Here is a 13122-nt window from a genome sequence, read left to right on the forward strand (position 1 = left end):
AATTTACGATTTTAGATTTTAGATTTACGAATTATTACCAGGGAGTTATATCCATGTTATCAACTAATCACTTAAAGTAATGAGCATCACAATCAGGATTGCGCGAAAAGAAGACTGTCCCCGGCTGCTGGAGCTGATCCGGGAACTGGCGGAGTATGAGAAGGCGCCCCAGGAGGTAACCGTTAGCCTGGAACATTTTGAGAATGCTGGCTTTGGCCCCGCACCGGTATGGAAGGCCTTTGTAGCGGTAACGGTAGAGAATGGGCAGGAGTTTATTGCCGGTTTTGCATTGTATTACATTCGTTACTCAACCTGGAAAGGCTGCCGGATGTACCTGGAGGATATTGTGGTATCTGAACGCTATCGTGGTAAGGGTATTGGCAAGCTGCTGTTTGATCAGCTGATCGCAGAAGCAAAGGAAAAACAGTTCAATGGTCTTACCTGGCAGGTGCTGGAATGGAATGAGCCGGCCATTAATTTTTATAAAAAGTATAATGCGAAGTTTGACCCGGAATGGTGGAACGGGAGTATTGATCTGTAGATGAGTCCATGGCCGATGGTCCATAGTCCATGGTGTATAGCGCAGGGCAGGACCCTAGACGATGGTCCACGGTCCGCGACCTGAAGCGCGTTTATTCTTTGTGAGGAATGATCATAGCCGGTGCTATAAGCATACAAACTGCCATGATCATAATATCAATAAATCCAGTAAATTAACCGTGGCCAGTGGACTGTGGTCCGTGAACCGCTTTCCAATATGAAAACCGCCATGGATCATTGACTATGGACCATGGACTAAAAACAACCATGATCCGCTTCTCCCATCTTCAAAACATTACGCTGCCGGAGCTTTGCAGCGTTTTTAACCTTGCTTTCAGCGATTATATAGTACCGTTCCAGTTAACTGTGCCCTTGCTGGAACAAAAGCTGCTGGGTGAGAACGTACGCCTCTCCCACTGCATTGGCGCTTTTGACGGCCCGGCGCTGGCAGGTTTTATATTACATGGGGCAGATACCTGGCCTAACCCCGCATTGCTGTATAACGGCGGTACCGGCGTAATACCGGCCTACCGCGGACAGCACCTGGTGCAGCGCATGTATGCGCATTACCGGCAACAGTATAAACAGGAAGGTGTGCAGCGTATATTGCTGGAGGTTATCAGCACCAATACCCCCGCCATTAAAGCATATGAGAACAGTGGCTTTACAAAAACCCGTTTTTTTCATTGCTATAAAGGACAGCCTTTTATAAAACAGGCACGCAAAAATATTACCATCCGCACGGCTGCCAATCCCAACTGGGCGCTGCTGAACACCTTTACAGACCAGGCGCCCGGCTGGGCCAACAGCACTGCCAGTATTCAGCGGGAAGGCCAGCATACCCTTACCTGGCTGGCCTATGAGCAAAACGAAATTGCGGGATTCATCAGTGTATACGCCAGCAACAAACGTATCCGCCAGCTGGGCGTACATCCGCAGCACCGGCGCAAAGGCATTGGCAGCGCATTGCTACAGCATGTTATACAGGTGCTGCAGGGGCCTTTTTCCATTATTAATATTACGGATGATAACAAGGGCTTACAGCAATTCCTGCTACGAGCAGGGTTTGAGGCGACTGTGAAGCAATGGGAAATGGAACTGCATGTGTAGAGGTGCAAATAAAGAACAGTATGCGCTAAAACACAAATATGCAAACGTGTAAATGAAGATCATTTTTCCTCATCTGCACATTTGCATATTTGCATATGGGCACATCAACTCACACCATTCACCACTGCTTCTTTATGGATCTTCAGGATCAGGCCCTGTAATACTTTACCCGGGCCTACTTCAGTAAATTCTGTACCGCCGTCCGCTACCATTGCCTGTACGGATTGTGTCCATCTTACAGCGCCGGTCAGCTGGTCGATCAGGTTTTGTTTGATCTGCGCCGGGTCGCTGATAGCTTTGGCTACCACGTTCTGGTACACCGGGCAGGAGGGCGTGTTAAAGGCAGTACGCTCAATAGCCGCCTGCAGCTCTTCTTTGGCGGGGGCCATTAACGGGGAGTGGAAAGCGCCGCCCACCGGTAATACCAGCGCTCTTTTGGCGCCGGCCGCCTTCATTCTTTCGCAGGCAATATTAACCGCATTCACCGTACCGGAGATCACCAGCTGCCCCGGGCAGTTATAGTTGGCAGGCACTACTACCTCACCGGTTTCTTTGGTAACTGCAGCGCAGATCTCCTCTACCTTCGCATCATCCAGCGACAGTACGGCAGCCATGGTAGAAGGCTGTGTTGCACAGGCCTTTTGCATAGCTGTAGCGCGTATAAATACCAGGCGCAGCGCGTCTTCAAAAGACAAGGTGCCATTGGCTACCAGGGCAGAAAATTCGCCCAGGGAGTGGCCTGCCACCATATCCGGTTTTGCATTTTCAATACCCATGAAAGCTACTACGGCATGCAGGAAAACAGCCGGCTGGGTAACATTGGTTTGTTTCAGGTCTTCATCCGTACCGGTGAACATGGTATCGGAAATGCGGAATCCCAGTATGTCGTTAGCCTGCTCAAATAATGCCTTTGCTTTAGGGCTGGTATCATACAGTTGTTTTCCCATTCCGGGGAATTGTGATCCCTGACCGGGAAATACGTAAGCGTGCTTCATTACTCGTTGTAGTTTAGATTGAAATAGCTTTGCAAAGAAAACAAAAAAATCAGTTACTTAAACATTAGCCAATAATATAATAAAAGAACCTTCCAGGAATGTGATCCCGGAAGGTTACATATGATACTTACTACCCTGTTATTTTCCAATGAGGCGCATAAATTCAGAGCGCGTACGGCCATCCTCAAACTGGCCGGAGAAGCCCGATGTGGTGGTAACGGAATTCTGTTTCTGCACGCCGCGCATCATCATACACAGGTGCTGCGCTTCAATTACCACGGCTACACCCAGCGGTTCCAGCGTTTCCTGGATAGCATCCAGCACCTGGTGCGTTAACCGCTCCTGCACCTGCAGGCGGCGGGCAAACACATCTACCACACGTGCTATTTTGCTTAGCCCGGTGATGTAACCATTAGGTATATACGCTACATGGGCCTTGCCAAAAAAAGGCAGCATATGGTGCTCACATAAAGAATACAGCTCTATATCCTTTACGATCACCATTTCGCTGTAAGCCTCTGTAAATTTAGCGCCGCGCAGGATGGCCTTGGCATCCAGCTGGTAGCCCTGTGTAAGGTACTGCATGGCTTTGGCCAGGCGTTCAGGCGTTTTCTGTAAGCCTTCCCGATCCGCATCTTCGCCTATCAGCTGCAAACATTCCCTGTAATTATCCATCAAACCGGAGGTCACATGCTCATCAAATGTCTCAGTCTTTTTGTATGCCATTTTGTTGTGCGATTTCTGATTTCTAAAGCCGGCGTCCTGTCTTTTGTTCAAATGCTCACTGACCGCCGTAATACTCTACATAGATGCGGGGCGTTTCATATAACTTAATGCAATGCAGCTGCGCTGCAGGAGGTAAGTTCTTAGCCAGCTCGTCCCAGATGGCAATGGCCAGGTTTTCGGCAGAGGTGAATTTACCTGCCATAAAATCCACGTCCATATTCAGGTTGCGGTGATCCACCTTTTCCACGATCACGTCTTTGATCACATCGCCCAAAGTTTTGGCATTAAATACAAACCCGGTTTCCGGATCAGGGGTGCCTTTTATTGTTACATGTAACTCATAGTTATGACCATGCCAGTTATCATTGGCACATTTCCCAAACACTTCCTGGTTCTTTTCCTTGCTCCATGCGGGATTGGATAATTTATGCGCAGCATTGAAATTCTCCACACGCGTTAAATAGATCATTATTGAAATAAAATTTTCGCAAAAATACCATTAATCCGCGAGCCAGCCGTAAGTTTACAGGATGAATCTACTGGTAGTAGCCGCTACAGCACTGGAAATCAAACCGTTCAGTGAATATTTATCCCAGGCCAGCCTGCCGCAAACTTGTCAGGTCGAGGTGCTGATCGGGGGCATAGGCCTCACCCATACCGCCTGGCACCTGGGCAAATACCTGGCCACCAAACGGCCGGATGTAGCCATACAGGCGGGTATAGCCGGCAGCTTTAACCATAGCTGGCCTTTAGGACAGGTAGTTATGATCGGTAAAGAACAGTTTGGCGACCTGGGCGTGGATGACGCCGGTACCTTCAAAGATCTTTTTGAGATAGGACTCTGGAACAGCGGGCAAACACCTTTTGCAGATACCAGCCTGGTAAACACCTTTGCCGGCCTGCCCTTTACCCCCGACCTGCCGGTAGGCAGCAGCGTAAGCATTAACACGGTAACGGGCAGCCTGCCCTCCATTGAGCGCCTGCAGCAGAAATATACGCCTGATATAGAAAGTATGGAAGGCGCCGCTTTCCATTTTGCCTGCTTGCAGGAAAACATACCTTTTCTGCAGCTGCGCTGTATCTCCAATTATGTAGAGGTACGGGATAAGAGCAAGTGGAACATTCCGCTGGCGGTTAAAAACCTGAACCAGGCACTGGTGGAGACAGTGGAGTCCATGGTCCATGGCCGATAGTCCATGGCATAGATCGCAGGTCAGATAGTGTAACTAATGCAATTTGTTAAACAGCTATACGGAGTAGGCTATGGACCATCGGCCACAGACTATGGACTAAAAACTAAAAAATCATACAATGGACTTATCATTAGGTTTTTCACCATGCCCAAATGACACTTTTATTTTTGATGCCATGGTGAACAACAAGATCGACACGGACGGATTAAGATTCAACACAGACCTGCAGGATGTGGAAACCCTGAACAAATGGGCGTTACAGGGCAAGCTGGCGGTTACCAAGCTCAGTTTTGCAGTGTACCGGAAAGTAAAAGATCAGTACAACCTGCTGAACAGCGGCAGCGCCCTGGGCAGAGGCTGCGGCCCTTTACTGATCGCTAAAAAACCTATTGCCCCGGAAGATGTGAAGGATTGCCGCATTGCTATTCCGGGTGATAATACTACCGCCAACCTGCTGTTCTCCATTGCTTTCCCGGAAGCCAAACAAAAGCAGGTAATGGTATTTTCTGAAATTGAAAGCGCTGTGCTGGATGGCCGTGCAGATGTAGGCGTTATTATTCACGAAAACCGTTTTACCTATCAGCAAAAAGGCCTCGTAAAGATCATAGATCTGGGCGAGTACTGGGAAAGCACCACCGGCAGCCCTATTCCGCTGGGAGGCATTTTTATCCGTAAAGATGTACCGCTGGAAATACAGCAGCAGGTAGATGCACTAATCCACAAAAGCCTTCAATATTCTTATCAGCATTATCCGAAATTATCTGAATATGTAACACAGCATGCGCAGGAAATGGACGAGAACGTAATGCGCCAGCATATTGATCTGTATGTAAATGATTTTAGCCTGGACCTGGGCCAGGAAGGCCATGCAGCGGTAGACCTGCTAATGAAAAAAGCCGGGGGATTTTAGATCACTCCTTCAAACAGTACTTCGTGTAAAATTGTGGCGGCAGCATTACCGTAACGGGTATTACGGAAACGCCCTACCCAGCGGATGCCATAAATGGCATTGGTGAGGAAGATCTCATCGGCCTTTTCCAGGTCAGTGATGGAGAGGGGATATTCTTCCAGCTTAAACGGCAGTTCTGTTCTTAAGAGATGTTTACGCATTACCCCGCATACGCCACCTTCTGATAAGGGAGGGGTCATGATCTGCCCATCGCGCACCACAAATAAATTGGCAATGGTAGTATCTGCTATACGGTTGTGATGGTTCAGCAAAATAGCCTCATCCAGCTGGTTCTGGCGGGCATACATGCTGGCCATTACATAGGCCAGGCAGTTATTGGATTTAATGCTGGAGAGCTTATCACAGCTCTTGCGGACATCGGAGAACACATCTATGGTAAGCCCATCCTCATTCAGCTCAAAAATGCGCCGGTTCAGCTCTGAACATTGTATGATAAAATTGGGCGTATTATCTACCGGGTCATAGAAACCGCCATTGGAGCGGAATACGGTTAACCTTACCCTTGCCAGGCGGGATAAGCCATTGCGGGCGCATAACTCTGTAATAAGGCCGGTAAAATAGTCTTTGGTAAAGTTCAGGGGAACATCAAAGTGGAGGCGGTTCATGCTGGTGGCCAGCCGCTCAAAATGCAGGTCCGACAGCAGCACCTGTCCCTGGTACACTTTCATGGTTTCAAAACAGCCGTCTCCATAGCGGAAAGAACGGTTATCTGCCGTAAAAATAGGTTCTGATCCAGGAAGAAATCTTCCATTGTAACAAATAAGACCAACTTGCACTTCGAACGCTTTTTGGTGACAGGTTTTTTACAGGATAGTTAAGTTACGAAAATTTAAGGGATACTTCTCCGGGGAATTAATAATTAACAATTAAGAATTAATAATTAAGGTCGCAGGTAGAGCGATTAATGATATATACAAAATCCATATGTACTGTTTTGCGGACAGCGGACTGCAGTCTGCTCTCAGTCACGCGGTTTAAGAAGCCATGAGGGGTTGCCGGTGCGTTATAAGCTGCCTGAAGGCTTAAAAAGAAATGGGCCACGCTTAGCAGCCTGACCCATTTTCTATATCCTTAAAATATTTTACATCAAACTCATCGTTTTACAGCTTATCTCTTACTTCCTATTTTACACTTTCATTTCAGGTATCTCTCCCTCAACGATCAGCCGGCCGGCGGTTTTAGCTTTGATCTCTTCCACAGTAATGCCGGGTGCGCGTTCCAGCAGCTTAAAACCCTGCGGCGTAACGGCTAATACGGCAAGGTCGCTTACTATTTTTTTTACGCAGCGTACGCCTGTAAGCGGCAGGCTGCACTGGGGCAGCAGCTTGCTTTCTCCTTTGGGGTTAGTGTGCATCATGGCCACAATAATATTTTGAGCTGCCGCAACAAGGTCCATAGCGCCGCCCATGCCTTTTACCATTTTGCCGGGTATTTTCCAGTTGGCAATATCCCCGTTATCAGCCACTTCCATGGCGCCCAACACCGTTAGGTTCACCTTACCGGCGCGGATCATACCAAAGCTTTCGGCGGAGTCAAAAAAACAGCCGCCAGGTAATACAGTTACGGTTTCCTTACCGGCATTGATCAGGTCGGGGTCAATATCTTCTTCGGCCGGATAGGGCCCCATACCCAGCATCCCGTTCTCAGACTGTAACATAATGGAAATACCTGCCGGCACATAGTTGGATACCAGCGTAGGGATCCCAATGCCCAGGTTTACATACATGCCATCCTGCAGCTCCTGCGCTATTCTTTTTGCAATACCATATTTATCTAAAGCCATGATTCAATTTTAGATTTACGAATTTAGATCTCAGCTCTATTGGGGCCGGATCCAATTGCCTGGAAATACGCCACACGTGCGGCATTCATCTGCACATTTTACATTTTAACGGTCTTCCGCTCTATCCTCTTCTCATAATCCTTACCCTGGAAAATGCGATGCACATATATGCCCGGTACATGTATCTGGTCGGGGTCCAGCTCTCCGGGCTGCACCAGGTGCTCTACTTCCACAATAGTAATATTGCCTGCTTTGGCCATAGAAGTGCTGAAATTGCGCGTGGTTTTACGGAACACCAGGTTGCCCATGGTATCGCCTTTCCAGGCTTTTACAATCGCGAAATCCGCATGCAGGGCCAGCTCCATCAGGTATTGCTTGCCATTGAACTCGCGCACTTCTTTACCTTCCGCTATCTCTGTACCATAACCTGCCGGTGTAAAAAAGGCGGGAATGCCCATGCCGGCCATTTGTATACGTGTAGCCAGCGTACCCTGCGGAATAAGGTCTACTTCCAGCTCTCCGCTAAGCAGCTGTCTTTCAAATTCTGCATTCTCGCCTACATAAGACGATAACATCTTTTTGATCTGCCGGGTTTGCAGCAGCAGGCCCAGGCCAAAATCATCCACTCCCGCGTTATTGGAAATACAGGTAAGCTGTTTAACGCCCTTACGTACCAGGGCGGCAATGGAATTTTCCGGAATACCGCTAAGCCCAAATCCTCCCAGCATTAATACCGCGCCATCGGATATATCATGCAGGGCTTCATCAGCATTAGCCACTACTTTGTTCATGTTTTGGTGTTTTACAGGGTTAGTGTTTCCTTTTCAGGAAAGGAAAGATGGTATCTTGTTTTTTTGAAATTACAGTATTCTTGGGATATGGAAAAAAGCTGCCGGGATTGTCGGCATACTGCTGCCTTCTGTCTTCGCCTTCCAGGGCCTTACGCTCCTCTGCAATGGAGGCCTGCATCATATCATACACTTCTTTCAGGCGATTGGCGTGCGATTCGTAGTAACGGTAGCTGAACATAAATTCCTTAACGGATATATGATGCAGGTCCAGGATCTGCCGGTAATATTCCTTTACTTTTAATTGCCGCATAGAATCCGGCAGGGGTACGCCTCTCATGGGTGAAATATCGTAGCTGTAGGCATCTGCCATGTTCATATCCAGCAATATATCGCGCATTTTTTCCTTAGACAGTATGTTGGAAGGCACTTTATCTGCATTACCGCAGGCTACAGCGCCCAGCAGCAGTACAGCTATTACTATCTTTCGTATAATGGTCATCGTTTGGTTCGTAATCACTTGCTTTACTTCATTTGCTGATACTTGTTCGCATTCGTTATATCCATCTGTGCCAGCATTTGCGCAGCGCGGCTTTTGTCCTGCGGCGGCGCTTTTGAAAATATTTTCAGCAGCTCGTCCGACTTGGCGGTGAAGAACGTTTGCAGCAGCATAGAGTTGGGAATATCCTGCTGAATGGCGTACAGCATGTTCAGGCTGTTCATAACAGCTGCGCGGCCCTTGTTCATATCATCATACATCACATCCAGGCCCTGGCGGTGATACTGGTACATTACATCATGAAAGCGGCTGAACTTTGCATTCAGCAAATTATCCTGCAGCCAGTAACGGTTACGGTTACCCTCAAATGCTTTCCAGCCGGCAATATCCTTACCATCCGGCGCATTGCTTACTATGTTCAGCGCTTTTTTGAAAAAGTCATCACCACCGCGGGGCGAGAAAGAATCGTAATCCAGCCCCAGTATAATGTACACGTAATATGCTAAGGTAGCGGTCAGGTTAGATACCATGGGATCATTGGCCACTACCCGGTTATCACTGAACTCCAGCGGCTGAAATTCTACATAACGGAAAGCCACATTATTATCCTGCGTGTTCAGCAGGCTGGTTACATAGCCGGAGTTAAATACCGGGCGGGTAGCCTGTATGGTAAGCGCAGCCTTATAAGCATTGGAGCCCAGGTCCTGCTGCACATTCAGCATAAAGTTGCATTCAATGCGTTCGCCTACAGTATAGGAATCGTTGGTCCAGCGGCGGTTATTTAAAAATTCCTTGATGGCGTTCTGCAGGGTGGTGAACACCTTTTTATCCACTCCCGTTACCTGGCCGGCCACTACGGTTACATTGGCGCGGATCTCCTGAGCATGAGCGGAGCTAAAAGCTAAAAGCCAAAAGCTAAAAGCTAAGAAAATATATCTCATAGGGCGGGGCCTTGGAGCGTGGGCCGTGGGCCGTGGACTATTTGTTTTCATGTTGCAATTCAATTATAGCCGAAACAATATCCTTTGCTACTTCCTGTTTGGATTTCAGCGGCAGGGCAGTTTCCTTACCGTCTCGGTCAAACAGGGTCACTTTATTGGTATCGTGGTTAAACCCGGCGCCTTCATCTTTCAGGGAGTTCAGCACTACCAGGTCCAGGTTCTTGTCTTTCAATTTTTTCAGCGCGTATTCCTTTTCGTTGTTCGTTTCCAGGGAAAAGCCCACCAACAGCTGGTCCTGGCCTTTGTTATTGCCCAGGGTACGCAGTATATCGTGTGTTTTTTCCAGCTCCAGCGTCATATCCTCATTCCCCTTTTTGATCTTTTTATCCACCACGGTTTTAGGGCGGTAATCTGCTACAGCAGCGGCCATTACCACAATATCCGACATGGGATAGTTGGCAATACAGCTATTGAACATTTCAGCCGCAGTGGTGATGTGAATGGTTTCCACGCTGGGATCTGCCGGAGCATAACGCGTAGGCCCCAGCACCAGCTTTACGGTAGCGCCGGCAGCGGCCAATGCATCTGCAATGGCAATACCCATTTTACCGCTGGAGTGGTTGCTGATAAAACGCACCGGGTCAATAGGCTCCACAGTAGGGCCGGCCGTTACCAATGCCAGCTTGCCCTTTAAGGGCTGCTGTAAAGGAATATTAGTTTGTGGGGTGTTGAAGTACTGGCGCAGGAAAGCTATAATGTTTTCCGGCTCTGCCATCCGGCCTTCACCAAAAAGACCGCTGGCCAGCTCACCGCTTTCAACGGGCAGCTGCCGGTGGCCGTACGACAATAATTTTTCTATGTTATGGCGGGTGGCGGGGTGGTGCCACATATCCTCATCCATAGCGGGTGCAAATAATACCGGGCAGGTGGCCGACAGGTATACTGCCTGCAGCAGGTTATCGCACAGGCCCTGCGCCATTTTAGCAATGGTGTTGGCAGATGCGGGTGCTATCAGCATCACATCGGCCCAGCGGCCCAGGGTTACGTGGTTATTCCAGCTTTGATCGTTTGTAAGGGCTACCAGCACTTCATTTTTGGATAAAGTGGAGAGTGTAAGAGGAGTAATAAAATCACAGGCGGCAGCGGTCATCACAACTTTTACCTGGGCGCCTTCTTTTACCAGCAAACGTATAAGGGTAGCTGCTTTGTAGGCAGCAATACTACCGGATACACCCAAGAGGATCTTTTTTCCTTGTAACATGGTTTTCAGAGTTTGCAGGCAACAGCTTGCTGTGGATCTTTTTTACAAATAGCCGGCTCTACTGCCGGCTGGCTTTGGTGGCAAGCTACAAAAAAGTTGGCAGTTTGCAGTTGCCAGTCAGCAGTCTTTGACTGTGTACTGATCACTACAAACTGCCAACCAGTTTAGTAAAGTATAATAAACAGTTTGCATAATGAACTGCCAACCGGCAACTGCAAACTGCTAACTATTTAACTGTACAGATCATCATCGTTCCGGCGGAAGTAGATCTTATCATCCAGGAACTCTGAAGTAGCCTGGATAGCCGGGTTAGCCATTCTTTCATAAAAGCGGGATATTTCTATCTGCTCCTTGTTCTCATGCACTTCCTCCAGGTTGTCGGTATGGCTGGCAAATTCTTCCAGCTTGGAGTGCAGCTCTTCCTTTACAGATATGTTGATCTGGTTGGCACGCTTAGCAATAACGGCAATAGACTCGTATAAATTGCCTGTTTTGCCTTTTATCTCCGTCGTGTTCTTGGTTTCTACCCAGGGATTTAAACTACTGGTTAGATTTCTCTTTATTTTGCTCATTCTCCAAGGGTTTATTGGTGTTAGAAGAATTGTTATAGTTATTAATAGTATTCGTGTTAATAAGATTGTTCATGTCAGCTTTTGCTGCTTTGGCCCGGCGGGCACGCTCCTTCTCTATCTTTTCGGTTTCACTGTCCAGGGTTTTGATATTGCCCTGTGCCATGGCGTAGTACTTTTCCGCTTCCGGTTTCATTTTGCTGCTGGGGAAGTGGTCGGCAAAGTCCATGTATTCCGTTACCACATCTTCATAGCGCTCTTTCTGTTTTTCCAGGATGCTATTTTTAGCGTACTGGAAATAAGCCTTGATCGCCATATACTTATAACCATCGCTCTTATCAGAATCCGGGTAGTTACGCTGCAGGTTCTTAAAAGCAATAGCGGCAGACTTATAATACCCTAAGTTATAATATAATTCGGCGCTGTTGTATTCTTTTTGTTCCAGCTTGCGGCGGCACAGCTCAATTACCAGGTTAGCCTCTGCTACTTTATCCGATGTAGGATAGTTATTAATGTAGGTCTGCATGGCAGATATGGCCTTTATGGTATTGGTCTGGTCCAGGTTTACCTTGGGCGATTGTTTATAATAACAATAGGCCTGCATATAATCTACTTCCGTAGCATGCGGGCTGTTAGGGAACGCGTCCAGGTAGTTCTTGAAGTGAAAGGCGGCCTGCACATAATCCTTTACATAATATGAGCAGTAGGCATATTTGTAATAGATGGGCTCAAATTTATCGGTGCCTTTATATACCGGGAACAGCTCTTCGTACAGCATCTGTGCCTGGGTATACTTTTTCTTCTTGTACAACTTATCCGCATAGGCCAGCTTCTTACCGAAGTCCTTGCTTTTCTCTATCCGGCGCAGCTCCATATTACAGGCCGAAGCCGCCACCAATGCAAACAGTGTGATGTATAAAAAGATTTTCCTCATAAAAAAGAAGGGCAAAGGTACAAATTAAATGTAAATGTAGGGCTGGACAATATTTGCCGCTGTTAAAATTTTGCCAAAAGGCATAAATCATCGGCCGGGCCGGGACTGCTGAAATTGGCTGATTTTTTTTAAAAAGATCCGGGGTTTGGGTGAGGCGGCTATTATGCTGGATAATGCATGCCAGGGCTATAAGCGATTATGGCCGGCTGCCGGAAGCATCAAAGCGTTCATAAACAGCACGTTATCAATAGGAAGCATCGCAGCTGCTACCTCTTCAGGATAACAGCCTTCATTGCCGACTGGTTTCTGCACACTTTTTACCACCAGGCGAGTATCCCTTTAGGATTCATAGCCTGCAACCGGGAAGTTTCAAACCATTTCATAATCTGCGCCTACCCGGATATTCATGAAACAACCGGTTGCAAAAAGGAGATAAGCCATATATAAGCTATATGTGAACTATATGTGAGCTATACATAAGCCATCCCTTATAAGAGATGGCTTGTCTTAGTACAGAAAAACCTTACAGTTGACGTATTGAATGCAGAATTGGCTTTACAGGTTGTAGATTGTTTCAGCGAGCGCTTTACAAGGGTAATTTACTCATTGTTTTTTTTCTTGGCTTCCATTTTTTGGCCAAAGGGCCTGTTCTGGTATGTGCCTCATTGGGCGTCAGATAGTTACAACTCATATGAGGCCTGACACGGTTATAATAGTCGATGGCCTTACCAACAGCATTGACGGCGTCGCCATAGTTGCTAAACGTCCTTTTCAGCCCAAACTCATGTTTTAAAATGCCATTTACGCGTTCTG

The 13122-nt window shown here is 47.5% G+C and carries 16 protein-coding genes; 4 read left to right on the forward strand and 12 right to left on the reverse strand.

The features are described from left to right. Nucleotides 1–79: 79 nt before the first annotated feature. Both BMZ54_RS22950 and BMZ54_RS22955 read left to right on the forward strand, forming a co-directional pair. Nucleotides 80–541, forward strand: coding sequence for a GNAT family N-acetyltransferase (locus tag BMZ54_RS22950; RefSeq protein WP_089917798.1), 462 nt, complete (start codon nucleotides 80–82; stop codon nucleotides 539–541). A gap of 266 nt (nucleotides 542–807) precedes the next feature. Continuing rightward, nucleotides 808–1650 carry a GNAT family N-acetyltransferase gene (locus BMZ54_RS22955; RefSeq protein ID WP_162277649.1) on the forward strand — a complete coding sequence of 281 codons (843 nt, stop codon included), beginning with the start codon at nucleotides 808–810 and terminating at the stop codon, nucleotides 1648–1650. A 104-nt stretch (nucleotides 1651–1754) separates the two neighbouring features. On the opposite strand, the gene fabD is transcribed toward BMZ54_RS22955, so the two are convergent. From fabD to BMZ54_RS22970, 3 genes are all read right to left on the reverse strand, one after another. Further along, nucleotides 1755–2645: an ACP S-malonyltransferase gene (fabD, locus tag BMZ54_RS22960; RefSeq protein ID WP_089917801.1), complete on the reverse strand. Its 891-nt coding sequence runs from the start codon at nucleotides 2643–2645 to the stop codon at nucleotides 1755–1757. Nucleotides 2646–2783: 138 nt separating this feature from the next. After that, entirely contained in the window at nucleotides 2784–3371 is a 588-nt protein-coding gene (gene folE / locus BMZ54_RS22965; protein WP_089917802.1) for a GTP cyclohydrolase I FolE, read from the reverse strand. A 55-nt stretch (nucleotides 3372–3426) separates the two neighbouring features. After that, entirely contained in the window at nucleotides 3427–3840 is a 414-nt protein-coding gene (locus BMZ54_RS22970) for a 6-pyruvoyl trahydropterin synthase family protein (protein ID WP_089917804.1), read from the reverse strand. 61 nt (nucleotides 3841–3901) lie between these two features. Between BMZ54_RS22970 and mqnB the strand changes: the two genes are divergently transcribed. Both mqnB and BMZ54_RS22980 read left to right on the forward strand, forming a co-directional pair. Next, entirely contained in the window at nucleotides 3902–4564 is a 663-nt protein-coding gene (gene mqnB / locus BMZ54_RS22975; RefSeq protein WP_089917805.1) for a futalosine hydrolase, read from the forward strand. 118 nt (nucleotides 4565–4682) lie between these two features. Further along, entirely contained in the window at nucleotides 4683–5474 is a 792-nt protein-coding gene (locus tag BMZ54_RS22980; protein WP_089917807.1) for a 1,4-dihydroxy-6-naphtoate synthase, read from the forward strand. Here BMZ54_RS22980 and BMZ54_RS22985 read toward each other — a convergent pair. The 9 genes from BMZ54_RS22985 to BMZ54_RS23025 form a co-directional block, all read right to left on the reverse strand. After that, entirely contained in the window at nucleotides 5471–6310 is an 840-nt protein-coding gene (locus tag BMZ54_RS22985; RefSeq protein WP_143081111.1) for an aminotransferase class IV, read from the reverse strand. The genes BMZ54_RS22980 and BMZ54_RS22985 overlap by 4 nt on opposite strands. Before the next feature lie 350 nt (nucleotides 6311–6660). Beyond that, a complete protein-coding gene (locus BMZ54_RS22990) occupies nucleotides 6661–7317 on the reverse strand; it encodes a 3-oxoacid CoA-transferase subunit B (protein ID WP_089917810.1) in 657 nt (218 codons plus the stop codon). A 98-nt stretch (nucleotides 7318–7415) separates the two neighbouring features. Further along, nucleotides 7416–8108 (reverse strand): CoA transferase subunit A, encoded by a 693-nt coding sequence (locus tag BMZ54_RS22995; protein WP_089917813.1) that lies wholly within the window; start codon nucleotides 8106–8108, stop codon nucleotides 7416–7418. Between the two features lie 19 nt (nucleotides 8109–8127). Next, on the reverse strand, nucleotides 8128–8607 hold the full coding sequence (locus BMZ54_RS23000; RefSeq protein ID WP_089917815.1) for a DUF4296 domain-containing protein: 480 nt from the start codon (nucleotides 8605–8607) through the stop codon (nucleotides 8128–8130). A 23-nt stretch (nucleotides 8608–8630) separates the two neighbouring features. Then, nucleotides 8631–9545 (reverse strand): type IX secretion system protein PorD, encoded by a 915-nt coding sequence (gene porD, locus BMZ54_RS23005; protein ID WP_238386656.1) that lies wholly within the window; start codon nucleotides 9543–9545, stop codon nucleotides 8631–8633. Nucleotides 9546–9582: 37 nt separating this feature from the next. Further along, nucleotides 9583–10806, reverse strand: coding sequence for a bifunctional phosphopantothenoylcysteine decarboxylase/phosphopantothenate--cysteine ligase CoaBC (gene coaBC, locus BMZ54_RS23010; RefSeq protein WP_089917818.1), 1224 nt, complete (start codon nucleotides 10804–10806; stop codon nucleotides 9583–9585). 230 nt (nucleotides 10807–11036) lie between these two features. Beyond that, nucleotides 11037–11378 carry a DNA-directed RNA polymerase subunit omega gene (locus tag BMZ54_RS23015; RefSeq protein ID WP_089917820.1) on the reverse strand — a complete coding sequence of 114 codons (342 nt, stop codon included), beginning with the start codon at nucleotides 11376–11378 and terminating at the stop codon, nucleotides 11037–11039. After that, complete coding sequence (locus tag BMZ54_RS23020) at nucleotides 11347–12309, reverse strand: outer membrane protein assembly factor BamD (protein WP_089917822.1); 963 nt, start codon at nucleotides 12307–12309, stop codon at nucleotides 11347–11349. The genes BMZ54_RS23015 and BMZ54_RS23020 overlap by 32 nt, the downstream gene beginning before the upstream one ends. Before the next feature lie 586 nt (nucleotides 12310–12895). Then, nucleotides 12896–13122 (reverse strand): integrase core domain-containing protein (locus BMZ54_RS23025; RefSeq protein WP_143081112.1); only part of this gene is annotated, 227 nt, incomplete at its 5' end.

Source organism: Chitinophaga rupis, from assembly GCF_900109685.1.
GTDB classification, from domain to species: domain Bacteria; phylum Bacteroidota; class Bacteroidia; order Chitinophagales; family Chitinophagaceae; genus Chitinophaga; species Chitinophaga rupis.

Excerpts from the sequence above, each read along its gene's own strand:
- BMZ54_RS22950 (WP_089917798.1), top strand. The coding sequence starts at position 80 with ATGAGCATCACAATCAGGATTGCGCGAAAAGAAGACTGTCCCCGGCTG.
- BMZ54_RS22955 (WP_162277649.1), top strand. The coding sequence starts at position 808 with ATGATCCGCTTCTCCCATCTTCAAAACATTACGCTGCCGGAGCTTTGC.
- fabD (WP_089917801.1), bottom strand. The coding sequence starts at position 2,645 with ATGAAGCACGCTTACGTATTTCCCGGTCAGGGATCACAATTCCCCGGA.
- folE (WP_089917802.1), bottom strand. The coding sequence starts at position 3,371 with ATGGCATACAAAAAGACTGAGACATTTGATGAGCATGTGACCTCCGGT.
- BMZ54_RS22970 (WP_089917804.1), bottom strand. The coding sequence starts at position 3,840 with ATGATCTATTTAACGCGTGTGGAGAATTTCAATGCTGCGCATAAATTA.
- mqnB (WP_089917805.1), top strand. The coding sequence starts at position 3,902 with ATGAATCTACTGGTAGTAGCCGCTACAGCACTGGAAATCAAACCGTTC.
- BMZ54_RS22980 (WP_089917807.1), top strand. The coding sequence starts at position 4,683 with ATGGACTTATCATTAGGTTTTTCACCATGCCCAAATGACACTTTTATT.
- BMZ54_RS22990 (WP_089917810.1), bottom strand. The coding sequence starts at position 7,317 with ATGGCTTTAGATAAATATGGTATTGCAAAAAGAATAGCGCAGGAGCTG.
- BMZ54_RS22995 (WP_089917813.1), bottom strand. The coding sequence starts at position 8,108 with ATGAACAAAGTAGTGGCTAATGCTGATGAAGCCCTGCATGATATATCC.
- BMZ54_RS23000 (WP_089917815.1), bottom strand. The coding sequence starts at position 8,607 with ATGACCATTATACGAAAGATAGTAATAGCTGTACTGCTGCTGGGCGCT.
- porD (WP_238386656.1), bottom strand. The coding sequence starts at position 9,545 with ATGAGATATATTTTCTTAGCTTTTAGCTTTTGGCTTTTAGCTTTTAGC.
- coaBC (WP_089917818.1), bottom strand. The coding sequence starts at position 10,806 with ATGTTACAAGGAAAAAAGATCCTCTTGGGTGTATCCGGTAGTATTGCT.
- BMZ54_RS23015 (WP_089917820.1), bottom strand. The coding sequence starts at position 11,378 with ATGAGCAAAATAAAGAGAAATCTAACCAGTAGTTTAAATCCCTGGGTA.
- BMZ54_RS23020 (WP_089917822.1), bottom strand. The coding sequence starts at position 12,309 with ATGAGGAAAATCTTTTTATACATCACACTGTTTGCATTGGTGGCGGCT.